23 protein-coding genes are annotated in these 25,698 nt (G+C 39.9%); 14 read left to right on the forward strand and 9 right to left on the reverse strand.

Annotated features, from left to right (window positions below; genetic code table 11):
- Positions 1-60: 60 nt before the first annotated feature.
- On the forward strand, positions 61-1,485 hold the full coding sequence (locus LXL81_RS08575) for a hypothetical protein (RefSeq protein WP_234646315.1): 1,425 nt from the start codon (positions 61-63) through the stop codon (positions 1,483-1,485).
- Positions 1,486-1,496: 11 nt separating this feature from the next.
- On the opposite strand, the gene LXL81_RS08580 is transcribed toward LXL81_RS08575, so the two are convergent.
- Complete coding sequence (locus tag LXL81_RS08580; protein WP_234646316.1) at positions 1,497-3,236, reverse strand: PQQ-dependent sugar dehydrogenase; 1,740 nt, start codon at positions 3,234-3,236, stop codon at positions 1,497-1,499.
- 190 nt (positions 3,237-3,426) lie between these two features.
- Positions 3,427-3,732, reverse strand: coding sequence for a hypothetical protein (locus LXL81_RS08585; protein WP_234646317.1), 306 nt, complete (start codon positions 3,730-3,732; stop codon positions 3,427-3,429).
- 245 nt (positions 3,733-3,977) lie between these two features.
- Here LXL81_RS08585 and LXL81_RS08590 point away from each other — a divergent pair, with 245 nt between their 5' ends.
- From LXL81_RS08590 to LXL81_RS08605, 4 genes are all read left to right on the forward strand, one after another.
- A complete protein-coding gene (locus tag LXL81_RS08590; RefSeq protein ID WP_234646318.1) occupies positions 3,978-9,362 on the forward strand; it encodes a S8 family serine peptidase in 5,385 nt (1,794 codons plus the stop codon).
- Positions 9,363-9,552: 190 nt separating this feature from the next.
- Positions 9,553-10,161, forward strand: coding sequence for an outer membrane beta-barrel protein (locus LXL81_RS08595; protein ID WP_234646319.1), 609 nt, complete (start codon positions 9,553-9,555; stop codon positions 10,159-10,161).
- A 108-nt stretch (positions 10,162-10,269) separates the two neighbouring features.
- The gene (locus LXL81_RS08600; protein ID WP_234646320.1) at positions 10,270-10,671 is read left to right on the forward strand and encodes a glyoxalase; all 402 of its coding nucleotides are present in this window, start codon (positions 10,270-10,272) and stop codon (positions 10,669-10,671) included.
- 196 nt (positions 10,672-10,867) lie between these two features.
- Complete coding sequence (locus tag LXL81_RS08605) at positions 10,868-11,227, forward strand: DUF488 domain-containing protein (protein WP_234646321.1); 360 nt, start codon at positions 10,868-10,870, stop codon at positions 11,225-11,227.
- A 138-nt stretch (positions 11,228-11,365) separates the two neighbouring features.
- On the opposite strand, the gene LXL81_RS08610 is transcribed toward LXL81_RS08605, so the two are convergent.
- The 3 genes from LXL81_RS08610 to LXL81_RS08620 form a co-directional block, all read right to left on the reverse strand.
- Positions 11,366-11,548 (reverse strand): hypothetical protein, encoded by a 183-nt coding sequence (locus LXL81_RS08610; RefSeq protein WP_234646322.1) that lies wholly within the window; start codon positions 11,546-11,548, stop codon positions 11,366-11,368.
- Positions 11,549-11,616: 68 nt separating this feature from the next.
- The gene (locus LXL81_RS08615; protein WP_234646323.1) at positions 11,617-12,090 is read right to left on the reverse strand and encodes a Dps family protein; all 474 of its coding nucleotides are present in this window, start codon (positions 12,088-12,090) and stop codon (positions 11,617-11,619) included.
- A 144-nt stretch (positions 12,091-12,234) separates the two neighbouring features.
- Positions 12,235-13,614, reverse strand: coding sequence for a Gfo/Idh/MocA family protein (locus tag LXL81_RS08620; RefSeq protein ID WP_234646324.1), 1,380 nt, complete (start codon positions 13,612-13,614; stop codon positions 12,235-12,237).
- A 203-nt stretch (positions 13,615-13,817) separates the two neighbouring features.
- Between LXL81_RS08620 and LXL81_RS08625 the strand changes: the two genes are divergently transcribed.
- Positions 13,818-14,306: a DinB family protein gene (locus LXL81_RS08625; RefSeq protein ID WP_234646325.1), complete on the forward strand. Its 489-nt coding sequence runs from the start codon at positions 13,818-13,820 to the stop codon at positions 14,304-14,306.
- Positions 14,307-14,308: 2 nt separating this feature from the next.
- Here LXL81_RS08625 and LXL81_RS08630 read toward each other — a convergent pair whose 3' ends face one another.
- Positions 14,309-15,082 carry a Ku protein gene (locus tag LXL81_RS08630; RefSeq protein WP_234646326.1) on the reverse strand — a complete coding sequence of 258 codons (774 nt, stop codon included), beginning with the start codon at positions 15,080-15,082 and terminating at the stop codon, positions 14,309-14,311.
- A 215-nt stretch (positions 15,083-15,297) separates the two neighbouring features.
- On the opposite strand from LXL81_RS08630, the gene LXL81_RS08635 reads away from it, so the two are divergent.
- From LXL81_RS08635 to LXL81_RS08645, 3 genes are all read left to right on the forward strand, one after another.
- On the forward strand, positions 15,298-15,609 hold the full coding sequence (locus LXL81_RS08635; protein ID WP_234646327.1) for a hypothetical protein: 312 nt from the start codon (positions 15,298-15,300) through the stop codon (positions 15,607-15,609).
- A gap of 170 nt (positions 15,610-15,779) precedes the next feature.
- The gene (locus LXL81_RS08640; protein ID WP_234646328.1) at positions 15,780-16,118 is read left to right on the forward strand and encodes an NIPSNAP family protein; all 339 of its coding nucleotides are present in this window, start codon (positions 15,780-15,782) and stop codon (positions 16,116-16,118) included.
- Positions 16,119-16,281: 163 nt separating this feature from the next.
- A complete protein-coding gene (locus tag LXL81_RS08645) occupies positions 16,282-17,130 on the forward strand; it encodes an aldo/keto reductase (RefSeq protein ID WP_234646329.1) in 849 nt (282 codons plus the stop codon).
- Between the two features lie 62 nt (positions 17,131-17,192).
- Here the strand turns inward: LXL81_RS08645 and LXL81_RS08650 are convergent, their stop codons facing one another.
- The 3 genes from LXL81_RS08650 to LXL81_RS08660 form a co-directional block, all read right to left on the reverse strand.
- Complete coding sequence (locus LXL81_RS08650; RefSeq protein WP_234646330.1) at positions 17,193-17,618, reverse strand: response regulator; 426 nt, start codon at positions 17,616-17,618, stop codon at positions 17,193-17,195.
- An 86-nt stretch (positions 17,619-17,704) separates the two neighbouring features.
- Positions 17,705-18,100 (reverse strand): type II toxin-antitoxin system VapC family toxin, encoded by a 396-nt coding sequence (locus LXL81_RS08655; RefSeq protein ID WP_234646331.1) that lies wholly within the window; start codon positions 18,098-18,100, stop codon positions 17,705-17,707.
- On the reverse strand, positions 18,100-18,312 hold the full coding sequence (locus tag LXL81_RS08660) for a DUF2281 domain-containing protein (protein ID WP_234646332.1): 213 nt from the start codon (positions 18,310-18,312) through the stop codon (positions 18,100-18,102). The genes LXL81_RS08655 and LXL81_RS08660 overlap by 1 nt, the downstream gene beginning before the upstream one ends.
- Positions 18,313-18,796: 484 nt before the next feature.
- On the opposite strand from LXL81_RS08660, the gene tkt reads away from it, so the two are divergent.
- The 5 genes from tkt to zwf all read left to right on the forward strand — a co-directional run bounded on the left by tkt (position 18,797) and on the right by zwf (position 25,613).
- Positions 18,797-20,809: a transketolase gene (gene tkt, locus LXL81_RS08665; protein WP_234646333.1), complete on the forward strand. Its 2,013-nt coding sequence runs from the start codon at positions 18,797-18,799 to the stop codon at positions 20,807-20,809.
- 85 nt (positions 20,810-20,894) lie between these two features.
- A complete protein-coding gene (gene tal, locus LXL81_RS08670; protein ID WP_234646334.1) occupies positions 20,895-21,998 on the forward strand; it encodes a transaldolase in 1,104 nt (367 codons plus the stop codon).
- 10 nt (positions 21,999-22,008) lie between these two features.
- Positions 22,009-22,638, forward strand: coding sequence for an HAD family hydrolase (locus tag LXL81_RS08675; protein WP_234646335.1), 630 nt, complete (start codon positions 22,009-22,011; stop codon positions 22,636-22,638).
- Entirely contained in the window at positions 22,635-24,059 is a 1,425-nt protein-coding gene (gene gndA, locus LXL81_RS08680) for an NADP-dependent phosphogluconate dehydrogenase (protein WP_234646336.1), read from the forward strand. The genes LXL81_RS08675 and gndA overlap by 4 nt, the downstream gene beginning before the upstream one ends.
- A 39-nt stretch (positions 24,060-24,098) precedes the next feature.
- Positions 24,099-25,613, forward strand: coding sequence for a glucose-6-phosphate dehydrogenase (zwf, locus tag LXL81_RS08685; protein WP_234646337.1), 1,515 nt, complete (start codon positions 24,099-24,101; stop codon positions 25,611-25,613).
- Positions 25,614-25,698: the final 85 nt, after the last annotated feature.

Below are 25,698 nucleotides of genomic sequence, written 5' to 3' on the forward strand. Positions count from 1 at the left end.
CTTTCTTTGATTGGTGTTTATGTAACTTCATAAACACCAACAATTTCAGCCCTAACAATCTTGCTAAACATATCAAAAAAGCAATTATCTGCATTGCTTATCTTTTTCGTTGCATTGACTACGCTTTCCTATTATCACAGATATGCATCTGGTGATGACGCCTGGTTTGCGGAACAGTCTTACTGGCTGCACAAAGAAGGGGTTATTCGTTCCGAATTTTTCAGAGGGCTTCTCGGTTGGGAAAAACAACTTCTTGTAAGCCATAAGCTGTTTCTGATATTTGGCGCGGGAATGATTCATTTATTTGGCTACGAGCTTCCGGTCTTACAGTATGTCAGTATTATATTTTTTGCTATTCTGGTTGGCGAGATCATATTTTATATTCGGCGGGAAGAAAAGACGATTAACTCATGGTATCTGCCGGCTATATTAATTCTTGTTTTCTCAAACCGGATTTTGGTTAAAATGAGTTTTGAAAACCGGCCGGAAATCATGCTTGCGGCGCTGGGTTTTGGTTCTTTTCTTTTTATATCAAAAAATAAACCGCATCACTTGCAAAGTTTGGCAGCCGGTATGCTGGCGGGAATGGCTGTTCTCACGCACCTGAATGGTGTTATTTATTTTATTGCAGGAGCGGGCATGTTGTTCTATTTAAAACAATACAAAAATGCTCTGACGTTTTCAATCGCAGGAGGACTGATCAGCCTGCTCTATTTTGTTGATATCATTCAGGCAGCCGATGGTTTTAAAACGTGGCACTATCAGTTCATACATGACCCTGCCACACAAAACGCGATGGGACTAGCTTCCAAACTGATGGTAATGGTTACTTATCCTGTGCTGTTTTTTCATTCACCGGAACAAGTGGCGCTTTCGTTATTATTAACTTTCCTGTTATGGAATCAGCGGCTGTTTTTGAAACAGTTGCCCGTTCCCCTGCGTATTTATTCCATCATTCTTTTACTAGTATTCTGGCTGATAACCAAAAAAAATTCGGGCGTATATCTAACCTTGTTCTTACCATTCATGCTCGTTTTGACTTATGAATTGTATAAAATCAAACCTTTTAAAACGATAGCCTTAAAGGTAATTCTGGGTGTTTATTTCATTATCGGAATTTACGGGACGATCCAGATCATTTATAAAAATTTAACCCTTGAATATTTACCGGTTTCTTATCAAAGGCTGCAAAAAGATATTCCTGATCACCAGCGTGGATTTGTTCCGTTGACTTTCTTTTTTAACGAAATGGATAATTATCCGCATTTATTAAGTCACGAAAATTTCAAGATTCAATCCATCATGGCCAAATCGGAAGCCTCGCCCTATAATATGGCCAGGTGGGCGCAAGCCAACAAGGCAGAGTTTATTTTAATGGATTATGAATTCAGACCGGAAAAGTTTTACCCGAAACCTGGTACCAAAATATTACCTCCCTATCATCTTACTTTTTTCGACGGGAGGTTTGCTATATATGAAAATTAAAAGCGGGAAAGTTATTTTCTCGAAGCGACTGAGGCATTTTTAACCCTTCTGATTTTCCCGTCACTCTTAGTCATCAGGTAGAGCTCCTTCGAAAACGGGTTGTATTCAACTCTGAGGTCAACTCTTTTAGATGCCGACATTTCCTGCAAACTAGTTGGTTTAGAATTATTTACAATGTTAATCTCATAGATTGTGGAATCAGAAAGTTCTTTATTAATATTGATACAGAAAATCCTTCCGTTTACGATATCACCAAAAATATATTTGTTTTTCAGCGGGGCCAGGTTCCCTTCATACACGTAACCTCCACTGATGGCATTGCCGTCCTTATGATCATAAGCCGAAAAAGGTTTGATAAAATTGTCCTTTTCCGTTGTGTCGATTTTATAGACATTTTTAAGATCCGCCAGAGAAATCCCGAAACTTCCTTCACGGGTGTTCCAACCATAGTCCCCACCTTTAACAATCACATTCACTTCTTCGAAGTTAGACTCTCCTACCTCGGCACTAAACATAATTTTTCCATGCGTCAGGTCCCAGGATATCCGGTGTGGATTACGGAAACCAAAAGCATAAATCTCTTTGTAAGTTTTGGGATCAGGATTGTTAACAAAAGGATTGTCGGCCGGGATACCATACTGGCCGTTTGCACTATTATTGCCAAGCGGATTTATCCGGATGATTGTTCCTAAAAGTGAATTCAGGGAATGCGTGATTTCGGGATGTTTGCCGATGGTCGATCCACCGTCACCAGTGCCGATAAACAACATTCCATAATCAGGATCGTTTTTGCTGATGCCTGGAATAAAGCCTATATCCTGAGTGCCGTGCACCACACCAGGAACATTAATACGCAGCAATTCCCTTCTGGTACCCTGAAAAGTTATACTTTTTACATCATTCATTTTCCATTCAGAAACCACCCACTGTAAAGCCACTTTTATGGAATCGGGAAATTCAAAATCAGCTTTTTTTCCAACAAATTCCTCAGTGTGGGTGATGTAAATCAAGCCGTTGTTTAAATAATCAGGATGAAATGCGAAACTTCCCAAACCAGTTCCCAAACCCGGCGTATTTACATATTTGTCCACTATGTTTCTAAGGTCAAGGAAAACTGTGGTCTTGTTATTTTCAATACGGTATATAATGCCCCGCTGATCACTGACATAAAGTGTTCCGTCGCCGGAGGGATGCGGACGCATGTTAGAAATTCTTGTCAAAGGAGGCTTATCTGATGATGCCGGAATCTGAACAAAATCTTCAAGCTCAATCTGAATACCGGATTTTGTTACCGGTTTCCCAAATCTTTCGGTTGATTGCAATGATAAATTTTCAGTTTTAACAACAAGTGGTTCGATAGAATTGAGCTTGGTTTCATGATCAATGTACGCTAAAACAGCACCTATTTCTTCCAGTTTCAGAAAATCATACGAAGGCATCACCATCTTGTATTTCTTACTAAGATTTACAGCCCTACGGTCACCAGATTCTATGGCTTTTGCCGGATTCTGAATAAACCATGTAAGTGTTTGTTTGGATAATAATTTTGTGATTCCTCCAAGCCTTGGACCTATTTCTTCCTGATCGATGGCGTGGCAGGAGGCGCAATTAGTATTGAACAACTCCTTTCCCTTGGCCAACGTCTTCTTGTCAACCGGATAAGCATATGAAGTTTTTTGGCCATTTGCATTGATCACAAAACGTGTAATAAAGAATAAAAAGCAAACAGCAGATAGAAGAAATTTGGGCATATATTAATTATCAGAACTTATCGAATGAGTCATTTCTAGTAAAATCCTCTTTTCAGAAAACTCTACTCATATTTGATCAGGATGGCGATTAAAATATTGTTTTGCCATGATTCATTGTTCCTGATTTATAACAAAAAAAACCGGAGCCTAGGCTCCGGTCATATTCACGTTGAGTAAAGTAAGCAACTATCTATTCTACATTCTTACCATTTTTATCCAACTTTACTCTGGCACTTTCACTGCCTTTTTTGACGGATAAGTCATAGTATTGCGTTTTGTCATCATTGGTAACCAAATAAGCAGTAGTGACTTTCCAGCCTGCAAATGCGTCACTATTAATAGTTGCCTTTACAGCCGCAGGTAAATTATCCGGCTTAACTGAAACTTTTTCCTGCTTCACGGTAATGGTATGATTAGATTCCATTAATGGAGCAGCCTGAACAGAGGCGAAAGAGATAAGAGTTAAGGCTACCGCCGACATTATTAGCTTTTTCATAATCTGTATTTTTTAATTAAAATCAATTTTCACTACTTGTAAATCTTGACTTGTAACCAACCAGTATCATGCCAAACTGTCAAATTACTAAAAACCAACGGATTCACTAAATTGAGGAACCGCATGAAGTGTTTATAACATCCCCATGTTGTTGAATTAATCTTCAATTGCAAGCTAAAATAGTACATTGATAAATGGATTAAATTATAGAAATTAGATTTTTGTCCCACTATACTTCACCTAATATGAAATCAACGCTACTCTTAAAAATTATTATCCTCCTAGTACTTCCGCTGACCGTACTTTCGCAGAATAACAAAAATTATCAGATTGAATTAAAAAGTGGTTCGTTCACACCCGAAAAAAACATAGGCAATGGCAAAATCGAAGCAATCAACGCCAGGCTTTCGCCCGATAAAGGAAAGACCTTTGTTGTAATACAATTCGAGGAAATCCCCGGGCCGGCAGAACGCGACCGTTTAAAAGCGGAAGGTATTGATCTGCTTGATTATATTCCAAACAACGCTTATTCGGCCACGGTCACAGGTTCACTTTCCGAGATATCTCTGAAAAGGTCAAAGGCTCGTGCTGTTATTTCTCTCACTGCCCGTCAGAAACTGCATCCGTCCTTATTGAAAAAACCGTTTCCTGAGCAATCCAGGAAAGTAAAAGGTAAAGTTGACGTCTGGATAAACTTTCCAAAATCTTTTTCATTTGATGAAATAAAGGAACAACTGAAAAATGATCAGTTCGAGATAATTTCAAATGTTTACCAGGCCTATCAGATTCTGGAAATACGGGTTCCGGAAGACCGCTTAAACGAGCTGGCCCTTAAAAATTATGTTCAGTATGTTGAACCAGTACCTGAACCTGATAAACCTAATAATTTAAACAGCACAGCCAACGGTCGGGCAAATGTGCTTAACTCGTCACTGCTATCGGGAAGAAACCTGCATGGGGAAGGCGTGGTTGTGGGTGTTGGTGATGAAGCTAATCCCTTGCTTCATGTGGATTTTAACAACCGAATCATTAACCGGGCTGCCATACAAGCCGGTGGGCATGGAGTTCATGTAACGGGAACACTTGCAGGAGCAGGAATTGTAAATGAAAAATTTATTGGTTACGCTCCAAAAGCCAAAATTGTCTCGCAATATTTCTCCAATATTCTAGCCTATGCGGCAACCTATGTACAGGATTTTGGAATGGTCATCACGAATAATTCTTATGGAAATGACTTAACTGATTGCTCGTTGATCGGGGCATACAATCTGCAATCCTACATCCTTGATCAGCAGGCATTTCAAATGCCTTATCTGCAACACGTTTTCGCGGCTGGAAATAGTGGGGCTATTACCTGCAGTCCTTACCCTTCCGGGTTTGGTAATGTGGTTGGCGGATTTCAAACTGCAAAAAATGTAATCAGTGTTGGTAACACCACTGTTGAAGGTATCATTGCCGGAAGTTCAAGTCGCGGGCCGGTACGGGATGGCAGAATAAAACCGGAAATAAGTGCGCAGGGTACCAATGTGATTTCTTCTTATCCCGTAAATCAATATGCCAGCGCAACAGGAACCAGCATGGCTTCTCCCGCAGTTTCCGGAGGCCTCACATTGCTTTACCAGCGCTACCGTGAGCTTCACAGCCAGCAAAATCCTAAAAACGGATTAATGAAGGCCATTCTTTGTAATGGCGGAACAGACCAGGGAAACGACGGGCCCGATTACAAATATGGTTTTGGCTGGATGAATCTTTTACGTTCGGTAAAAATGCTCGAAAGTGAAAGTTATAAAACCGCTTCCATATCTACTTCACCCAATCCGCAAACTTACCCGATTCAGGTACCGGCAAATACGGCGCGGGTTAAGGTTATGTTATACTGGAATGATCCTGCGCCTTCTTCGTTAGCAGGAAAAAATCTTGTGAATGACCTTGACCTGACTGTAACCAACCCTTCCTCAGTCACTATTTTGCCAAAATTGCTTGATCCTACCCCATCCAATGTAAATAATCCGGCTGCTACGGGAGCTGATCATATAAATAACATCGAGCAGGTTGTAATAGACGCACCCGTAGAAGGAACATATCAGATCAATGTTAAAGGAACCGCGGTTAATCAAAACGGGAGCCAGGAATATTTTGTGGTTTATGATATTATCCCGGTTTCTACAACCATTACAAATCCGATCGGCAAAGAACGTTACCGCGCCACCGATTCTATTTACGTAAGCTGGGATTCTTTCGGAAATTCATCCAATGATTTTTCGGTACAATATTCAACCAATAACGGCATGCAATGGAACCCGATATCCGGAAATCTTACCGCAAATGGGCGTCAGCTAAAATGGGTTTTTCCGGATGTTTCGACAGATAAAGCCAGGGTAAAAGTAATCCAGAATGCGACCGGAATTGAAAGTGTCAGTGAGGCATTTACTATAACCGGCCGACCGGCACTCAGCCTTTCTTCGGTTCAGTGTGAAGGTTATATCGCTATGGAATGGACGCCCGTCACCGGTGCTGGCGATTATGAGGTTATGATTTTGAAGGGCGATGAAATGGTGTCAGCAGGCATTACGCCCAATACAAGTTTTACCCTCAACGGATTAAGCCGAGATTCTACATACTGGGTTGCGGTCCGGGCAAGAGTAAATGCCAGCCCAGGGATACGATCAAGTGCGATTTCCAGAAAACCTGATTCCGGGAATTGTTCAGGTTCAATTTCAAACAATGATCTTTTTCTTGAAGCCATCGTAAATCCGGCATCGTCGGGCAGGTTATCAACGCCCAAAGCATTGCTAAGCCAGAACGATGTAACAATCAGAATAAAAAATCTGGATGACCAGCCGTTTTCCGGGCCGGTTTCTGTGGGTTATTCTTTAAATGGAAATGCAGTCGCTTCAACTTCTGCATCCTTGTCTATTCCCGCACAGGCTTCTGTTGACTATACTTTTACGGATAAAGTCAATCTTGCTGCACAAGGTTCGTACATCATTTCAGCATTTGCCAATGCAGAAGCAGATACTGCCAAAAGAAATAATAAAATTTCAGTAACATTTGATCAGCTGACTAATGCTCCGATCACACTTCCTTTCCTTGATAATATTGAAACAGCGGCGGTACAGGAATTTGTAACTGATAAAACAGGACTTCAAAATGCGGGCCGTTATGATTTTACAAATTCAACGAATGTTGGTCGGATACGTACTTTTGTCAATTCAGGTATGGCATATTCCGGATCGAAAGCACTGACACTTGACGCAGACCGGTATTATCCCGCTGGCAATACCAATTTCCTTGACGGCACTTTCAACCTTTCTAATTACAGTTTATCCCAGGATATCCGCCTAAATTTCAGATATAAAAATCACGGACAAAAAAGCAATCCTGACAACAGTGTCTGGGTACGAGGAAGTTATAATGATCCATGGATTCTGGTATATAATCTCTATGCAAACCAGAATCCGGCGGACGCTGCTTACAAATTATCATCCAGCATCGAACTTAGTAATAAACTCAGGGAAAACGGGCAGACGCTTTCAAGCAGTACGCAAATTCGTTGGGGCCAATATGGTGACATCAGTACAGCAGATCCCACAAGCGGCGCCGGTTATTCTTTTGATGATATTCAATTAAGTATCGCCACCGATGATATTCAGATGATAAGCCTGAACAGTATTTCGCAGGCAAGCTGCGGATTAAGTAATAATCAACAAATTACCATTTCTGTGAGAAACAGTTCGGATCACACGATTACGAATATTCCTGTTAATTACAAACTTGGTAACGGTTCCGAAATCCATGAAACGATCCCGTCCATTGATGCCAGAACAACGATTAATTTTACTTTTTCTACAACTCAAAACATGGCAGCGTTTGGGGCATATCACCTGAAAGTCTGGACGAGCCTGGCATCGGATTCTTATGCCGAAAACAATACCATCGAACTTGATATTTACAACAACCGCCAGATTGCTGTTTTTCCTTATCTTGAAAATTTCGAAAGCGGTAACGGCGACTGGCATAGTGCAGGCACTTCCAGTTCCTGGGCATATGGAACGCCGGTTTCAAATAAAATAAACAAGGCGGCAAGTGGTACCAAAGCCTGGAAAACGAATTTATCAGGAAATTATACTAACGGAGAAACTTCTTACCTGTACTCTCCCTGTTTTGATGTGACTGGCATGACCAATCCAACTGTTAGTTTTAGTCTTGCACTGGATATTGAATTTTGTGCTAATGAGGATTGTGATTTTGCCTATCTTGAATATTCCACCGATGGCAATACATGGCTTCGACTTGGCGATAAAGGACAGGGAACGAACTGGTATAACAAAATCACCACCGATACTCAGGGATGGAGTGTTCAGGATTATACACGCTGGCATGTTGGCACTATGTCATTACCAACAGCAAATAATATAAGGCTGCGATTTGTTTTACGCGCCGATCCGGGGACAACAAAAGAAGGCATAGCCATTGACGACGTTCATATTTATGACAATAAAAATGGTATTTATGCCGGAAATACTACCTCTTCCCCGGTTACTCAAAATGCTGCAAACAGTGCCGGATGGATTGATTTTGTTCAAAATGGTCAACTTGTCGCATCAATCAATCCCAACAACCAGAATCTTGGAACTACGGGCGTACAGGCCTTCATCAATTCAGCAACCGTTCGCAACAATCAGGTTCAATATTATATGGACAGAAATGTGACGATAAAACCTGCCAACAGGTCGCTTGCTGCCAATGCTACGGTACGCATTTATTTTTTGGATACAGAATCAGAAAAACTGATCGGGGCGGCAGGATGCTCAAATTGTTCAAAACCAGCCTCAGCTTACGACCTTGGAATTTCAAAATATACCGACGCAAATACCAATAATGAAGATGGCATGGTTAGTAACAATGCCGGGGGAAGCTGGTCTTATTTCGCCTCTGCCAATGTGATAAAAGTGCCTTTTGACAAAGGTTATTATGCCGAAATTCAGGTAAAAGATTTCTCTGAATTCTGGTTTAATACGGGTGGAGGACTTCAAAACGGTGCCCTTCCGGTACAACTTTTGAGCTTTAATGTTTCTAAAAAACCGGGAAACGATAATACGGATCAGGTGATGGCAGAATGGATCACGACTTCTGAAACCAATACGGATTATTTTGAAATTGAACGTGTTCAAGGTTCCAGCGCACTCAATTTAAACCAATTCAAAAGAATAGGAAAAGTACTGGCTGCCGGCAATTCTGCAACGCAACAGGATTATAGCTTCCTGGACATGTCACCGGATATAAGCACTACCAATTACTACCGTTTAAAAATGGTGGATAAAGATGGCAGTTTTGAGTATTCACGGATACAGTCTGTTAATTTCGATACAAAAGGAGACTGGCGAACATATCCAAATCCTTCGGCAGGAATAGTTAATGTCATTTTCCAAAGTGACCCGGAAACTTCCGTTCAGATAAAAACCTTTGACCTGCATGGAAATATTGTTTTTCAAACGAAATTAACTGCCACCGGCAGCGAGCAAAAACTTCCAATAGATTTATCAGGACCTCGGTATTCGCCGGGATTGTACCTCATTGAAGTAACTTCACAGAGACAAAAGAAGGTTTTCAGGATCATGAAACCCTGACCAATACGCGTCTGATTTTCAAATCGTTAAAGGCAAAATATTTCATTTTAAGAAATTAGAATAACCTTATAAAAATCATAACTATAAAAAAAAAGCGTTTTTAGCGAACAAAAAGCTCTAATTTTCCACAAATCAATACCTTTATGCGTACTGGATCTTAAACAATCCCGAGTAAATAAATTTAAAATTTATGAAAAAGTTATTAGTCGTCTTATCCTTAACGTTAATCAGTTTTCTTTTTTCCAACAAAACATTTGCCCAATCCACGCTTACTTTGCAAGGTACCTACGGTGCTACCAATCAAAGTTACATATCAAAGGGAATCTATGGCGGCGGTGTGCAGTATCGTTATTTTGTTAAACCCAACGTTGCAATCGGGATATCAGGAAAATATTTGATGGAAGAATTAAAACGTGAATTATCAACCAAAAGCATCAGAGGAAAAGCGACCAACATACCTATCAATTTACTTGCAGAGTACTATTTCAAAACGGAGGGAATTCGTCCATACGCAGGTATTGAAGCCGGTTTAAATATATTGAAAATCGAAGGTTACAACATCCAAATTGATCAGACAGTTTTACGTCCCGGCGTAGCTCCGAAAGTTGGGATTGTACTACCCATGGGAAAAAGGTTAAGTTTTACTGTGGAAGCTGCATACCAGGTTGTCATCGGCTCAACAAATTCGATTTTAATGGATCCTTTGAAACCAGGAAATCCAAAATACGAAGTTAAAAACAGCAATCAGGCTGTGACAGTAAGTGGCGGAATTACTTATATTTTTGGTAAGAAAAAGTAGTTTTTGAAATGTATATTCAGGCGGATTCCAATTATATTTGGAGTCCGCCTGATTGTTTATCGGGCAGAATTTATTTAAGATCAATAGTGTCATTCAATCAAACCTATAATGCCTGACAAATCCACTCAGTTACTTTCCTTACGACCAATCATTGCAACAACTCCGACAACAGGAATTGCTGAAAATTTTCAGAACCAGACATTGCGTCCGATATTGAAACTTCAAAATGACCTGATTGTCCGTGTATTTAAACAATACATCCATCAAAGGAAAAATGTTTTTTATAAACTGGGTGAAGTTGAACAGCGCACCTATATCAGTCAGGCACTAAAACAGGATCAGAAGTTTCAACAGTTTTTGAAAGGGATTATTATCGGCCATTTCACGGATCAGGAATTCGATCAGTTTTCGTCAAATGAACAGGAAATAAGTAAGCGTTTATCAAATCTGCTAGAACAACGACTTACCAGTAATTTATCTGAATTAAAAAGAATTGATTCAGTAAATTAATTGTTGCATAATATATCCGTAACGGAATAAAATTTGTTTTGAAGATATCTTTGTGACTTATGATGACCGGGCAGTCACACATTAGAAATCTGTTAATCAAGTGAATAAGATAATATTCAATAAGTTCTTAGGTTATGGAAACTATTTTTCGCATCAGCTAGTTTTTATTTAGTCTAAGAATCACATAACCCTAACTATGAATACCGTACAAATAAAAAGAATCTATGAACCGAAAGATGATTCGGATGGTTTCAGGATACTTGTTGACCGTTTATGGCCACGTGGATTGAAGAGAGAAGAGGCAAAAGTTGATGAATGGCTGAAAGGCGTAGCACCATCGACCGATCTGAGAAAATGGTTCGATCATGATCCTGAAAAATGGGAAGAGTTCAGACAAGATTATACTTTTGAGTTAAGGCACTGTATGTCAGCCGTTCACGATTTGGTTGACAAGGTTAAAAAACATAAAAAGGTAACATTATTGTATGCAGCACAGGATGAAAAATACAATCATGTTGTGGTACTGGAAAAGTTCATAAATAATTTACTGCAATAAGCAGTACAATTCAGTAAACGTTTTACTACTCACATTAATATCACCACAGATCATGTCAGGTTATCAGTGTGATACTAACCTAATCTTCAAGTAACTGGTTGCCCAATAACAGTTACACAGAAATTTTACTGACAAATGTCACTCATCAATTCCAAGCTCCCCGCAAATTTCACTTTTTGATCCTACTACAAAAAATTTCTCTTCGGTTTTCAGAATGATCAGACTAAACCGAAAATCTGCATCCGGTACAATTTCTTCTATTTGCTCACTTGTTATTTCAACTTGTTCTTCCGGATTATCCTTTAATTTGAATCTGCTCATTTACGTTTTTTTTGATAAAAAAAGACACCCGGAGAATTCCGAGTGCCGTTTCATTATGTTTATGACAATTACTGAACGTGTGCTCTTAACATCCATGCAATTTTTTCATGCTTTTCCATCAACCCGGTAACATAATCACTTGTGCCAGCATCCTTATGTTCATCGGCAAATGCATCCACATTTCCACGAATAAATTCGATAATACTTTCGTGGTCTGATAACAAAGATTTAATCAAACTCAGACTATCATTACCCCCTTCATACTGTTCAGTAAGATGGGTGATTTGCAGATAGTTTTTAAGTTTGGCAGGCGCAAAATGACCCAACTGACGGATACGTTCTGCAACGCTATCCAAAATTTCAGCTGATTCTTTGTAAAGCTCTTCAAAATACAAATGTACTGAATGAAAATCCGGGCCTACAAGGTTCCAGTGTGCATTTAATGTTTTTGTATATAAAATGAATTCGTCAGCCAATAATATGGCCAGCTGATCCGATACCACTTTTCTGTTCTCTTCAGAAATTCCGATTCCTGGTTTCATTTCTTGTTATTTTAGGTTTAAACTTTAAATTATATTTTCCCCAATATCCGAAAAAATTCTTGCACCTCAATTGGCAAAGCTACATATCTACCAATTATTATAATTGTACCAAGCACGGTGGCTCATGCACATTTTAACGTTATTTTAACCTTTCCTGACTTTCATTGCAACCGGATCCCAGGTTACCACTTTCTTTTCAAAATAACTTTTATTGCAGGCCAGAACCGGGGCAGCGGCACGGAAGGCAAAAACAGGATCTTCTACGGTCCCCAGACTTCCTTTGCTTACATTTTCAAAGAAGTCCCGGAAATGCTGTGCGTGAGGATCATCGTCCTTTGGTGCTTCAAATCTCACTTCCTTAACTGGATCCGCTTTTCTCGTGTCAGCCGGGTATTGGGCGTCATATTTCTTCTCAAAATCCTTTTGTTCACTGGCTGAAAATGTTCCGAAACTGTCATAGCCTCCATACCCGGGTGCTTTGGCCAATTTCTTTTTTGTCAAAATTAAATTGTCATCCGTAAAGTCGATCTGCCCCTCAGTTCCCACAATGCGAGTATTGTTATTGATGGCACCTGCGTTGGCAAAATTGACCCGCAGAACCATTTGAAATTTGGCATGAAGATCTGTTTTCGGGTAATCAAGAATTGAAACCATCATATCCGGCACGTCCCGGCCATCGTTCCAGTAGCTCAGCTCACCGGAAGAATAAATTCTTTCAGGTCCCAGTGAATTGGTTACGAAATGAACCCCAGTGATCAAATGCACAAACAAATCACCCGCTACGCCGGTACCATAATCTTTATAATTTCTCCATCTGAAAAAGCGTTTGGCATCAAAAGGTACTTTCGGCGCATCACCGAGAAAAGTATCCCAGTCCAGCGTAGTCAGAGAAGCATCGCCGGGAATAGAATAATTCCAGGCACCGAGCGAATTAAAACGGTCGTAGTTAGATTCAACAAAATTAATATCCCCTATTTCACCAGCAAGAAATAATCTTTTTGCCTCCCTGAAAGAAGCAGAACTTACCCTCTGACTTCCGACCTGCATGGTTTTACCTGATTTTTTCCAGGCTTCAATCACCGAAGCGCCTTCATCAATATGCTGTACCATAGGTTTTTCACAATATACATGCTTACCAGCCTGGAAGGCCGCTTTTGTGATATGATCATGCCAATGATCCGGGGTAACGATCAATACTGCGTCAATATCTTTTCGTTCAAGAATTTTCCGGTAATCACGGGTTGTGAAAATATCTTTTCCATATGCTTCTTTTACGTGGGTCAGACGCCCGTCGTATAGATCGGCCGCAGCAACAAATTCAGCCATGGGCGTACTGCGCAAAGCTGCTTTCGTATCCTGATTGCCCTGAATTCCCATCCCGATCGTGGCAAAACGTATTTTATCATTAGGACTTATTTTTTTCAGATCACGGATAATGTTGAAAGGTTTTGCAACGCTTCCGGTGGCAATAAGTGCGGAAGCCGCTGTTACACTTTTAATGAAATTACGGCGTGTTGGATTCATATGATTCAGGAAAGTGAAGTATAAAGTTGAATGCACTAAAATAAAGAATAATCAACAGGAAAACACGAATTTCCTGTCCAATATCGCTCTATAAATTGCACGTTCATTTTAAGAATCTTAATAAAAGTGCATTTCGAATAATGACTGGCCTCAAAATTGCTGAACCCTAAACAGATATCATTCAATAAATTTAAACTGACGTTATGCAGACGAACGAAAGAAAAATCATTGTTTCAGAATTGATAAGTCTAATTGAAACAGGAAATGCACATGTTGCGCTGGATGAGACGATTGACAACATACCTGCTGAAATGCGAACGGTGATTCCACAAAATCTGCCCTACAGCATATGGCAATTGCTTGAACACATCCGCATCACGCAATGGGATATTGTTGAATTTTGTATCTCGGCCGACCATAAATCTCCCAAATGGCCGGAAGAATACTGGCCTGAAAAAACGGATATTGTCGATGATAGTAAGTGGAAATCTACATTGCAACAAATTAAAAACGATCGGGAGCGTTTTTTCGATTTGTTAAACAATGAAAAGACAGACTTATATTCTCCTTTGCCTCATGGTGACGGGCAGAACATTTTCAGGGAAGCACTGCTAATTGCAGATCATACCTCCTACCATCTTGGCGAAATCCTGGTAATGCGCCGGTTACTGAAATGCTGGAAAAATTCCTGAAATCAGGATGCTTTTCGTTTTCCTGTTTCCAGACTGGCCTTTAACTGAGCCATCAAATCATTGCTGCGTGAATGAACAATCTTCATTGGCGCAGCGGTGCTTTTTTTACCTTTTGCCTTGGCTTTAATCAATTCAAGCAATTTATCGGTGTAGGAATCCTTAAAGCGGGTTATGTCAAAATCGGTAGTAAGTTGTTCAATCAAATGAATTGCCATTTTCAATTCGGCCGGTTTGATCTTAATATCCGGTATTTCGAGTTCATCCGTGGCACGTATTTCGTCTTGAAACCGGATTTTATTTAACAGCAGAATATGATCCAGCGGTTTTATCACCACCAGACTTTCCCGGTTTCTCAAAACATAGCTCCCCAACCCTACCTTATCCGTTTTTTTTAAAGCATCCCGTAGCAATGCATAAGCGCGGGTTCCGGATTTCTCCGGCTGGAGATAATATGGCGTTTCATAATAGATACTATCAATCTCAGATTCATCCACAAATTCTGCGATTTCAATGATTTTATTCTGCTCCGGACTCGCCTTTTCAAAATCTTCATCATCCAGGATTACATAGTTGTCGTCAACTTTGTAACCTTTCACGATATTTCCCCATTCTACTTCCTGTCCGGTATTGGCATTAACTCGTTGAAATTTAATATTTGCATGATCTTTTTTATCCAGCATATCCAGATCAAGTTCACTTTGCTGTGTTGCACTAAATAACTTGACCGGAATGTTCACCAATCCAAAACCGATAGCACCTGTCCATATTGCCCGCATATTATTTTTGTTTAATTGTAAAATTGAAAGCCAATTCAAATTTTAACAAAACCTGTGCCGTGTCAATAAAAAGGTATTTCAATTGAATAAATTTTCCACTTTTTAAATAATTTCAGGAAAATTATTGTTCAGAACAAGCCATTCGTGATTGAAAGAAAGTGACTTTTTTTGAATCACGGTGTCTTTGAAAGGTAGATAATCATCCAATTTTTAACATGAAAAGTAAAAAGTTTTTTATCATTCCGGGTTTCTTTGCCCTTGCATTATCAGGTCTTACCATTTTGAATTCTTGTTCAGGAAGTAAGATGTATTCCAGAAATGGAACTGTTCAAAATATTGAGTACGGGAAAGACGGTTACACAGCCTATTTAAAAGACAAAAGCGGAGAAGATTTTGATGCAATCATAAGTCGCGTTCGTATGGAAAAAGGGTATCGTGTTTTGAAAGCCGGAGATCATGTGGCACTTTCAGGTGACACAATTCACGTAGAGAATAAGGTCAGAGTTCTTGTAAAAGAAATTAAATAGCGAGTTAAAGGTGTTCTTCTTCAACAGAACATCTTTTTAGTTTTGATTATTATAGATGAGCCTGATACATTTCCAAGCAGTATTAGTTACAAATCAGGACTTTACAATTAAACGAAGACAATAAATATTTTCAAATTACTTCCGATATTATCGGATCAATACAAAAAACGATGAATCCAAAAGGCCGGCTATTTGAATTAAGAACATATACTGCCAACGATGGCAAACTTGACGAGTTGTTAAGTCGCTTTGAAAATCACACGATCCGGCTTTTTGAAAGTCATGGTATGAAGATCGAGGGTTTTTGGCTTCCGGTAGAAAATGCGGAACAAAAGCTCGTTTATCTTCTCTCCTATCCGAGTGCAGAAGCCAGGGAAGATTCCTGGGAAAAATTCCAGAATGATCCGGAATGGATTGCGGCGAGGGACGCAAGTAACATCAATGGAGATATTCTGGCAAATAAAGAATCAGTTTATTTGAAAGCAACAGACTTCTCCCCATTAAAATAATCTTATCCGATCCTTATTTCAACAGAGTCTATAAGAGTATGAACGTAAGTGGCATAAAAATTGAACTGATTATTCAGCTAATGAGTTACAAAACGAACATACCGATTATCTTAAATATTTAAGTTAATAAATCTTTTATTCACGAGTTCAAATAAGGATTAGAATGGAAACGAATTTAAAACCAGCCCATACTTTTAAATTGGGTAATACTATTGAAATCAATCGTCTGGGATACGGTGCAATGCAGCTCACTGGTAAAGGCGTTTTTGGTGAAGTAGAAAATAGAGAAAACGCAATTAAGGTTTTACAGGAAGCAGTTGCAGCAGGTGTTAATTTTATCGATACAGCAGATGCGTATGGGCCTCATTTTAATGAAAGCCTTATTTCTGACGCTTTGCATCCATATAAAGAAGGATTGATTATTGCAACGAAGGGTGGATTTAACCGTCCGGGTCCAAATCAATGGGTTCCTAATGGTGATCCGGATTTTATTCGCCAGAATATCGAGGGAAGTTTAAAAAGATTAAAACTTGACACGATTGATCTTTGGCAACTACACCGCTTTGACCCGAATGTTCCTGTTGAGCAAACGCTGGCGCCGGTTGCGGAGGCTGTTAAAGCTGGAAAAATAAAATATGTCGGTCTTTCAGAAGTTGACATTCAGCAAATTGAACGTGCTGAAAGAGTTGTTCCGATTGTTTCTGTTCAAAATCTTTACAACCTTGGAAACCGGCAATGGGAAGAAATCGTAGATTACACTGCGAAAAAAGGCCTGGCATTTATTCCATGGTATCCTTTGGCATCCGGCCCTCAAAAACTGGCTGAAAAACTTGGAAAAATCGCAGCAAATCACAAAGCTACAACCGCACAGATTGCTCTTGCATGGCTATTAAAACGTTCTCCGAATATCTTACTTATTCCTGGAACAAAATCAGTCGAACACTTACATGAGAATTTGAAAGCAGGAGAAATTGAACTTAGCGATGAGGAATTCGCTGAACTTTCAAAATAAAAAAAACGCTTATCGAAACCGCTGGATATCCCGGCGGTTTCTTTTTGCAATCTTATCCGGTATTATAATCTGGTATTAGGATGCAGGCAAGCTTCCCAGTAAGCTACAATTAATTCTATTTGTTTTTTAAAATCCTGAAAACTGCTTCCCTTCTTGTAGAATCCCTGGATTGTCGATTTATAAGCCTCATCAATTAATGGCAGACTACCGGAAGTACTCAGAAAAATAAATGGAATCGCCTTTTTCTTTAAATATGGATTTTCATCAATTCGCTGCCGCAGTTCCAGACCATTCATCACCGGCATGTTGATATCGCACAAAATCAAAAACGGCTGCTCTGTGGTTACTTCCAGAAAGTTGAATGCTTCCAAACCATTTTCAAAAAAGTAGACAGGATTAGCAATATTCATTTCCTCCAATACACTTTTAAGCAAATACTGATCGTCATGATCGTCTTCAATGGAAATTATCGGGCCGTATTTAGACATATTTTATGGTACTGTATTTTGCTTGTTATAATCTCAACGGGAAAATTAATGATTTTATTTAAATTAAAATCACCCCAAACATGAAATTACCAAACTCTGACAATATCATAATCCAAAAAATAATCATCTAAAATTTCATCCCGGCTTATAAGGAATAAACCTTCAACCAGGGCTTGGGAAACAATAATCCGATCAAAAGGGTCTTTGTGATAACCGGGAAGTATGTTTTGCCGGACGGTATTCTCAAAGGTTATTGGCAATACCTCCATGCCAGCCGCCATGATATCGTGTATGAGCATTTGATAAGGTTTGAAAATTTCAAGTTTTTTCATGGCTGTCTTTATTGAAACCTCCCATAAACTTGCTATGCTTAGATAAATAAGATTATCAGGGTTTTCAATCAGGTCTTTCGCCTTATTGCTCAACTGGCCAGAACCTTCATTGAACCATAAAAAGGTGTGTGTGTCAATTAAATACTTCATTACATATATTCCTCAAAATCTTTTAATGGATCATCAAAATCTGGTGATATCCTGAACATTCCTTTCGCACGTCCAAATATTCTATCTGGAATTATCATATCCTTATCATCCTCAGTATAACCTTTCCTTAACCTCATAATAAAGTTTAGTACCTCTAATTGAAGATTTTCTGGCAGCTGATTTACTTCCGATAAGATCTCTTTTTCTATCATGTCATTTTTGTTGTCATAATTCAAACCGGTTCATATTGCTATATAAATATAAAAATTATATCTCAAATAAATAAAAATCCAATCAACTCATTATACACGTTCTGTTCAGATAACGAGGATTTATACAACGCTTTCCACCAATCTGCCCTTTTCATTAAATTCATAAATTTTCAATTTTGGAAATTAATAATTCAACAATTTCCATTGCCCAAAGTCATCGCGACCGATTTTAATCAATATATAATGTGATCGAAAAAATTCTTATTCAGCTGAATGACAGAAGATACAAACCAGTTTCTGAATCATATAGAAAGTCTTTACAAATTAGAATAGGAATTCCGTGGCAAGTCTGGTAAATTGATTTTTAATTGACAACATAACTAAAAACAAATCTTAAAATGATGAATATGGGATATTGAAGTGCTTACCCAGGTGAGCGGACGACTACCATTTCATCAATTTTTTAACCAATTGAATAGTAAAAATGGGATCAGATACAAAGGAAATTGAACAGCTGGGCATCAATACGGCCAGACTTTTGTCCGTAGATGCGGTACAAAAAGCGAATTCAGGTCACCCTGGAATGCCTATGGGCGCAGCCCCGATGGCACATGTATTATGGGCGCATTACATGCATTACAACCCCAAAAATCCCGACTGGGCAAATCGTGACCGGTTTATTTTATCAGCAGGACACGGCTGTATGCTTCAATACAGTTATTTGCACTTGACGGGCTACGATCTCTCTCTCGACGATCTTAAAAATTTCAGACAACTTAATAGCAAAACGGCCGGTCACCCGGAATATGGTCTGGCGCCCGGGATTGACGTTACAACCGGTCCGCTCGGACAAGGTTTTGCTAACGGCGTTGGTTTTGCCATTGCTCAAAAACATTTGGCAGCCCGCTATAACAAACCGGGTTATGAAATTTTCGACTATAATGTCTACGCCATTTGCAGTGATGGTGATATGATGGAAGGGGTAACTTCGGAAGCCGCTTCGATTGCAGGACATCTGGAACTCGGAAATATGATTTATTTTTATGACGACAATCATATTTCTATTGAAGGTACTACCGATATTGCTTTTACCGAAGATGTAGGAAAACGTTTTGAAGCCTACAACTGGCACGTTCAATCTGTTGAAGATGGGAACGATGTGAATGCACTAATCATTGCTGTAAGAAATGCAAAGGCTGAAAAAAATCGCCCATCGCTTATCAGAGTGCGGACGCAAATTGCTTATGGAAGTCCAAATAAAGTTAATACGGCCGGTTCTCACGGATCTCCGCTGGGCGCGGATGAAGTAAAACTGGTGAAAGAATTTTTCGGTTTTGATCCTGAACAATTTTTTGCCGTTCCCGATGAAGTAGCAGCCTATTACAAAGCAGCTGGCGATAAAGGAACAGAACTGGAAAAGAAATGGAACGAACTTTTCAGCGAATACAAAGAGAAATTCCCTGAACTGGCAGCAGAGTATGAACTGGCAAAAACTGGTGAATTGCCAGTGGGATGGAAAGATAACTTACCCGTTTTTGAAGTTTCAGATAAAAAAATGGCAACACGCCAGGCTTCCGGGAAAGTCCTGAACGCCATAGCAGCCAGTCTTCCAAATTTCATTGGTGGCGCAGCCGATTTAGCTCCGTCAACCGATACTAATTTGAAAGAGTTTGATTCTTTTACACCTGAAAAAAGAGATGGACGTAATTTCCACTTTGGCATAAGGGAGCATGCAATGGGCTCAGCCTTGAATGGAATGGCTTTGACGAAAGGCGTAATTCCTTTCGGCGCAACTTTCCTGATGTTTTCGGAATATATGCGCCCGCCTATCCGCCTGGCTGCAATTATGAAAATCCGGCCGATTTTTGTTTACACCCATGATAGTATCGGACTCGGCGAAGACGGAACCACCCACCAGCCGGTTGAACAATTGATTTCGCTGCGTTCAATCCCAAACATTACGGTCATTCGTCCGGCAGATGCCAACGAAACAGCTCAGGCCTGGAGAGTTGCACTGGAACATAAGGACGGTCCGGTAGTATTGGTTTTTACACGTCAGGGACTGACTATCATTGATCAGGAAAAATATGGCAAAGCAACACAGTTAGAAAAAGGCGCTTACATACTTTCTGATTCACAAGAAACACCAGAAGTTATTTTAATTGCAACGGGTTCAGAAGTCGAACTGATCATGACTGCTCAGGCGAAACTCAAAGAAGAAGGCATTTCAGCCCGTGTGGTAAGTATGCCATCATGGGAATTATTTGAAAAGCAGGATGATGCTTACAAAGAAGAGGTTTTCCCAAAGGCCGTCAGAAAACGTCTGGCTGTGGAAACCGGCTCACCGTTGGGTTGGCATAAGTATGTTACTGATGAGGGTGATATCATTGCCATGCATACTTTCGGCGAGTCTGCACCTGCCGAAGAATTGTATAAAGTTTTCGGATTTACGGTTGAAAATGTAATTAATAAAGCGAAAGCTTTGTTAGATAAATAGGCTAAAACATCAAAAACAGCCAAAATTGGCTGTTTTTGATTATATAATTGAACAGTAAATTTAATAATTCAAATAAAAGTTGGTTATGGCTACTAATAAAGTAAAACAAATACACGACTTCGGTCAAAGCATCTGGCTTGATTTTATTGATCGTAAGATTATTTTTTCTGGTGAATTGAAAAAACTGGTTGAAGAAGATGGTGTGAGAGGTGTTACATCCAATCCTGCAATCTTCGAAAAAGCCATCAGCAGCAGCTCTGACTATGATGCAGATATCAGCGAACTGGCAAAAGGTGACAAAACAAATGAGGAAATTTTCTTTGGTCTTGCCGTAGCGGATATTAAACTGGCTTGTGATTTGTTGAGACCAGTTTATGATGAAGAAGATGTAGAAGGTGCTGATGGATATGTAAGTCTTGAAGTTTCCCCATTCCTTGCCCTTGATACCGAAGGCACGATCAAACAGGCTCTTGAACTTTGGAAAGAAGTTGATAAAGAAAATGTAATGATCAAAATTCCGGGAACTGAGCCAGGGCTTCCAGCCATTCAAAAAGCAATCAGTGAAGGTTTGAATATTAATGTTACTTTACTTTTTGGCCTTGATCGTTATGAGGCTGTAACGGAAGCTTACATTTCCGGTTTGGAAGAAAGAGCAGAAAAAGGATTGCCGATTGATAAAATTTCTTCTGTTGCCAGCTTTTTCCTTAGCCGTATAGATGTTTTGGTTGATCCGCTTTTGGATGAAAAAGGACTTGGTGAATTGAAAGGCGAAGTGGCAATAGCCTCTGCAAAGAAAGCATACGAAATATATAAAAGAGTATTCAGCACAGAACGCTGGAAAAAACTTGCTGACAAAGGTGCTGTTCCACAGCGTTTGCTTTGGGCAAGTACAAGCAGCAAAAATCCTGCGTTTAAGGATACCAAATATGTAGAGGCACTTATTGGGCCTGATACAGTTGACACTATCCCGTTGGAAACTTTGGAAGCATACCGTGACCACGGCGATCCTGCAAGCCGTCTTGAAGATGATCTTGAAGGAGCGACTGAAATTATGGAAAAAATTAAAGCGGCTGGTATTGATATTGATGCCATAACAAAACAGCTGGAAGAAGAAGGAATTGATAAATTCAATAAGCCATTCCAAAAATTACTTGATGCTATTGAGGAACAAAAATCCAAAGTCAGCTAATTTGTAAATAATGGAAAGGACTGATCTTAAAATTCTGTTTTTTGATATCGGTGGCGTGCTCCTCAGCAATGGCTGGGGGCACGAATCCCGAAAAATGGCAGCTGAAAAATTTGGGTTGGATTATGATGAAGTGAATGTGCTTCATAATTTCATTTTCAATGTATATGAAATTGGCAGTATCACACTGGATGAATATCTGGATACCGTAATTTTCAACCATCCCCGCGATTTTGCACGTGAAGATTTCAAAGCATTCATTTATGCGCAGTCTGTTGAACTGCCGGATATGCTGCAATGGTTAAAAGAATGGAAAAAAGACTGCGGCTTCCGTGTCATTTCCATTAATAATGAAGGAAAAGAATTAAACGACTACCGGGTTCGAAAATTTAAATTGCACCAGTGTTTTGATGCATTTATCTCCTCCTGTGAAGTTAAAATCCGCAAACCTGATCCTGGCATTTTTAATATTGCAATGGGTATTGCCCAGGCAACACCACAGCAATGCGTTTACTTTGACGACAGGATCATGTTTACGACCACTGCACAGAAATTGGGAATACGTGCCTTTCACCACACCGGTTTCGAGTCCACAAAAAAAATTCTTGAAGATCTTAAAAAAGAAACATTTCCACAATCATGAGTGATCAGCAAAAGTATAATTTTGGTATGATCGGCCTTGGTACCATGGGCCGTAACTTACTTCTTAACATCGGCGACCATGGCTTTGCAGGCGCAGGATATGATAAAGATGCCTCAAAAGGAGTCTTGCTTGAAGAAGAAGGCAAGGATATAAAAGTGAAAGGATTTAGTGATGTCAAGGAATTTATCGCCAGCCTTACTACACCGCGTGCTGTGATGATGCTGGTTCCGGCCGGTAAGATCGTTGACAGTGTTATTGAAGAACTTCTGCCACTTTTGGACAGAGGTGATATTTTGATAGATGGAGGAAACTCACATTTTGTTGATACAAACCGTCGCGTTGATTATTTGGAAAGCCAGGGATTTCATTTTTTCGGGATGGGGATTTCAGGTGGAGAAGAAGGTGCACGCAGAGGCCCGAGCATTATGCCTGGAGGTGATAAGGAAGCTTACAATGTTATGAAGCCTATTTTGGAAGCCATTGCTGCAAAGGTTGATGGATCTCCATGTGTCACGTATATCGGACGAGGTTCAGCGGGCCATTTTGTTAAAATGGTGCACAATGGTATCGAATATGGCTTGATGCAGTTAATTTCCGAAACGTATGAAATTTTAAAAACCGGTTTAAAACTGGATGACGATTCGATCCAGCAGCTTTTTGAAAAGTGGAATAACGGCCGTCTGCAATCATTTTTGATCGATATCACAAAAGATATTTTCAAATATAAAGCGCCCGGTACTGACCATTTGCTTTTGGACGATATCAAAGATGAAGCCAGAGCAAAAGGAACCGGAAAATGGACTTCACAAGCTGCCATGGATTTGCAATCGCCGATTCCTACGATTGATACAGCCGTGGCGATGCGCGATTTGTCAAAATATAAAGCGCTTCGTGAAAAAGCAGCAACTTTATATAGTGAAACAGAAACATCAAAACTCGATGTTGATCAGGAAGCATTTCTGGCTGAGCTTGAAGAAGCATTTTACTTTGCTATGATTATTACTTATGCTCAGGGTATGCAAATGCTCTCCAACGCATCGGTTGAATATAATTATGGTCTGAACCTTTCAGAAATTGCCAAGATCTGGCGTGGTGGATGTATCATCCGTTCTTCTTTCCTGAATGACATTTACAATGCTTATGTAAAAGACAACGGGCTGGCTCATTTGCTTTTAGATGATAATGTTGCCAAGATAGTGAATGAAACAACTTCCGGTGTCAGGTCCGTTATCTCCACAGCAATTTCCAACGGTATCGCTGTTCCTGCGTTTGCTGCTTCATTGAGTTATTTTGATGCTTTCCGTAGTAAGAGAATGCTTTCAAACCTGATTCAGGCACAACGGGATTTCTTTGGTGCGCATACCTATGAGTTAATTGGAAAAGAAGGTGTTTTCCATACGCAATGGGTACCAAAAATCTAACCGGAAATTTTAAAAGTAGTCCGTTAAACAAACGACATCATGTATTCAACAATTAAATCGCAGCCGACCATATTTATTATTTTTGGCGGTACCGGTGACCTGAATTCACGAAAACTGGCCCCCGCATTATATAATTTATACCTGGAAGGTTGGTTGCCCGATCAATTTTCAATTATCGGAACTGGCCGTACGCCACTTTCTGATGATGATTTTAAAGGGAAATTGCTTGATGGGATCAATTCATTTTCAAGAAGTGGTAAAGCCCAGGATGATAAGTGGGCTGACTTTTCTCAACATCTGCATTATCAGGTTTCTGACATCAATAATCATGAGACCTATAAGGAATTCGGTTCAAGAATTGCCGCACATAATGCAGAATGGGGAACAGAAGCGAATGTAATTTATTACCTGGCCGTATCTCCGAATTTCTTTCCGATTATTGCCGAAAATATTTCAAAAAGTAATCTGGCTGAGAACCCTGAAAAAACCCGGATCGTGATTGAAAAGCCATTTGGCCACGACCTCGATTCTGCGGTTTCTCTAAACAAATTGCTTTCAGGAATTTTTGACGAAAAGCAGATCTATCGCATCGATCATTACCTGGGTAAACAAACAGTTCAGAATATTATGGCATTCCGTTTTGCCAATGCTATTTTGGAACCGATCTGGAACCGGAATTATATTGAACACGTACAGATTTCTGTTACTGAACAATTAGGTGTTGAAGAACGCGGTGATTATTACGACGGCTCAGGCGCCATGCGCGATATGATCCAGAATCACTTACTGCAATTGCTTTGTCTGGTAGCGATGGAATCTCCGGTAAGTTTCGATGCAGACGAAATCCGTAACCGGAAAGTGGATGTATTGAAAGCAATGCGGAAATTTACTGCGGAAGATGTGCGTTTATCAGCTGTTCGCGGACAATATGGAAGCGGATGGATGAAGGGAAAAGAAGTGCCGGGATACCGTGATGAACCAAATGTTGACAAGGAATCAAACACTGAAACATTTGCAGCGATCAAGTTTCACGTTGACAACTGGCGCTGGCAGGGCGTTCCTTTTTATGTGCGTACCGGAAAAAGATTACATCAGTCTGCTTCGGTAATCACGATTCAGTTTAAAGATGTCCCGCATATGGTTTTTCCGAAAGAGGCGAATGAGAGCTGGCAGCAAAACCGGCTTATTATCAGCATTCAACCTGAAATGAGCATACGTTTGCAGGTTCAGGCGAAGCGTCCGGGACTGGATATGTATCTGAATGCTGTGGATATGGTTTTTGATTACAAAGGAACTTACACAACAGAAGCACCTGAGGCCTACGAAACTTTGTTACTGGATACCATGCTTGGAGATCAGACTTTGTTCATGCGCGGCGATCAGGTTGAAACAGCCTGGGAATTGATTATGCCAATTTTAAACGCGTGGCAAGGAAGAAAAAGTCTCAACTTCCCGAACTACTCTGCTGACTCATGGGGACCGGAAATCGCAGAAGCTCTTATTGCAAGAGATGGCTTCCACTGGTTTACTTTACCAATTAAAGGCAAAAAATAACCACAGAATAAGTGGAAAAACAAACAGGGGAAAGCTGGATCAGCTCTCCCCTGTTTTTATATTGTTGGAATCGTCTGACTAAATT

The sequence above is a fragment of the Dyadobacter sp. CY356 genome, assembly GCF_021440195.1.
Taxonomy (GTDB): Bacteria; Bacteroidota; Bacteroidia; order Cytophagales; family Spirosomataceae; genus Dyadobacter.

Excerpts from the sequence above, each read along its gene's own strand:
- zwf (WP_234646337.1), top strand. The coding sequence starts at position 24,099 with ATGTATTCAACAATTAAATCGCAGCCGACCATATTTATTATTTTTGGC.
- LXL81_RS08590 (WP_234646318.1), top strand. The coding sequence starts at position 3,978 with ATGAAATCAACGCTACTCTTAAAAATTATTATCCTCCTAGTACTTCCG.
- LXL81_RS08645 (WP_234646329.1), top strand. The coding sequence starts at position 16,282 with ATGGAAACGAATTTAAAACCAGCCCATACTTTTAAATTGGGTAATACT.
- LXL81_RS08650 (WP_234646330.1), bottom strand. The coding sequence starts at position 17,618 with ATGTCTAAATACGGCCCGATAATTTCCATTGAAGACGATCATGACGAT.
- LXL81_RS08585 (WP_234646317.1), bottom strand. The coding sequence starts at position 3,732 with ATGAAAAAGCTAATAATGTCGGCGGTAGCCTTAACTCTTATCTCTTTC.
- LXL81_RS08655 (WP_234646331.1), bottom strand. The coding sequence starts at position 18,100 with ATGAAGTATTTAATTGACACACACACCTTTTTATGGTTCAATGAAGGT.
- LXL81_RS08605 (WP_234646321.1), top strand. The coding sequence starts at position 10,868 with ATGAATACCGTACAAATAAAAAGAATCTATGAACCGAAAGATGATTCG.
- LXL81_RS08615 (WP_234646323.1), bottom strand. The coding sequence starts at position 12,090 with ATGAAACCAGGAATCGGAATTTCTGAAGAGAACAGAAAAGTGGTATCG.
- gndA (WP_234646336.1), top strand. The coding sequence starts at position 22,635 with ATGAGTGATCAGCAAAAGTATAATTTTGGTATGATCGGCCTTGGTACC.
- LXL81_RS08620 (WP_234646324.1), bottom strand. The coding sequence starts at position 13,614 with ATGAATCCAACACGCCGTAATTTCATTAAAAGTGTAACAGCGGCTTCC.
- tkt (WP_234646333.1), top strand. The coding sequence starts at position 18,797 with ATGGGATCAGATACAAAGGAAATTGAACAGCTGGGCATCAATACGGCC.
- LXL81_RS08660 (WP_234646332.1), bottom strand. The coding sequence starts at position 18,312 with ATGATAGAAAAAGAGATCTTATCGGAAGTAAATCAGCTGCCAGAAAAT.
- LXL81_RS08610 (WP_234646322.1), bottom strand. The coding sequence starts at position 11,548 with ATGAGCAGATTCAAATTAAAGGATAATCCGGAAGAACAAGTTGAAATA.
- LXL81_RS08640 (WP_234646328.1), top strand. The coding sequence starts at position 15,780 with ATGAATCCAAAAGGCCGGCTATTTGAATTAAGAACATATACTGCCAAC.
- tal (WP_234646334.1), top strand. The coding sequence starts at position 20,895 with ATGGCTACTAATAAAGTAAAACAAATACACGACTTCGGTCAAAGCATC.
- LXL81_RS08595 (WP_234646319.1), top strand. The coding sequence starts at position 9,553 with ATGAAAAAGTTATTAGTCGTCTTATCCTTAACGTTAATCAGTTTTCTT.
- LXL81_RS08635 (WP_234646327.1), top strand. The coding sequence starts at position 15,298 with ATGAAAAGTAAAAAGTTTTTTATCATTCCGGGTTTCTTTGCCCTTGCA.
- LXL81_RS08675 (WP_234646335.1), top strand. The coding sequence starts at position 22,009 with ATGGAAAGGACTGATCTTAAAATTCTGTTTTTTGATATCGGTGGCGTG.
- LXL81_RS08600 (WP_234646320.1), top strand. The coding sequence starts at position 10,270 with ATGCCTGACAAATCCACTCAGTTACTTTCCTTACGACCAATCATTGCA.
- LXL81_RS08625 (WP_234646325.1), top strand. The coding sequence starts at position 13,818 with ATGCAGACGAACGAAAGAAAAATCATTGTTTCAGAATTGATAAGTCTA.
- LXL81_RS08580 (WP_234646316.1), bottom strand. The coding sequence starts at position 3,236 with ATGCCCAAATTTCTTCTATCTGCTGTTTGCTTTTTATTCTTTATTACA.
- LXL81_RS08630 (WP_234646326.1), bottom strand. The coding sequence starts at position 15,082 with ATGCGGGCAATATGGACAGGTGCTATCGGTTTTGGATTGGTGAACATT.